At 54.2% G+C, this 666-nt stretch carries 1 protein-coding gene; it reads right to left on the minus strand.

Going from position 1 to position 666, the window contains the following annotated elements:
• Nucleotides 1-86: 86 nt before the first annotated feature.
• Nucleotides 87-428, minus strand: coding sequence for a DUF4148 domain-containing protein (locus AC07OE_RS20325; protein ID WP_495072376.1), 342 nt, complete (start codon nt 426-428; stop codon nt 87-89).
• Nucleotides 429-666 lie beyond the last annotated feature (238 nt).

Here is a 666-nt window from a genome sequence, read left to right on the forward strand (position 1 = left end):
GTGATCTCAGGCCTTTTTGTTTGCGCGGTGTGCGCAAAGTGCAGTGGAGCAGGAGGCTTGAACCTCCTGGGCTGCTGGGGTGGTGCTTACCAGATGGTCACATCCAAAGCATTGGCGGCTGCACGGGAAGCGATAGCTTCGGCGCGGACTTCAGCGCGGGACTTTCCAGCCACAGAAGACTCAGCGGAGCGCTGAAAGGGGAGGATTTCGCTGTCGACGCTTTTGTTGGTAGCGACGTCGCCGGCGCGTTGTGCGGCGGCCAATTCAGCTTGCACATCAGCGCGAGACTTGGTGGAAGGCACAGCCTTGAGCACGGAAGCGGGAGCCACGAAGCTCTCGTTGAGGTAAGGAGCCTTGGCGGCCATGGCTTGTCCAGCGGCCAGAGAAGTCAAAGCGATAGCGATAGCGGCAAAAGATGTCTTGTTCATGATGAAGTTCCTTTCAAGGTTAAGAAGAATCCGCTCTGGCGGGCATCACACCGTCTGAACAGCATCGATGGGGCGTTTAATTCATTCGTCTCGTCGATGGGATGAACTGTAAAATTTCTATGGACGGAGATAAATGACCTAATTGGCACGCATGCGTTGCCAAATTGGCAATAATAAGGACTTGATATTGCAGAAAGGCCCCCTATGGATCGGTTATTGTCAATGCGGGTTTTCGAGA

The organism is Rhodoferax sp. GW821-FHT09E07, from assembly GCF_059416145.1.

What these genes read in the sequence shown, in the direction of transcription:
- AC07OE_RS20325 (WP_495072376.1), bottom strand. Translation starts at nt 428, where the DNA reads ATGAACAAGACATCTTTTGCCGCTATCGCTATCGCTTTGACTTCTCTG.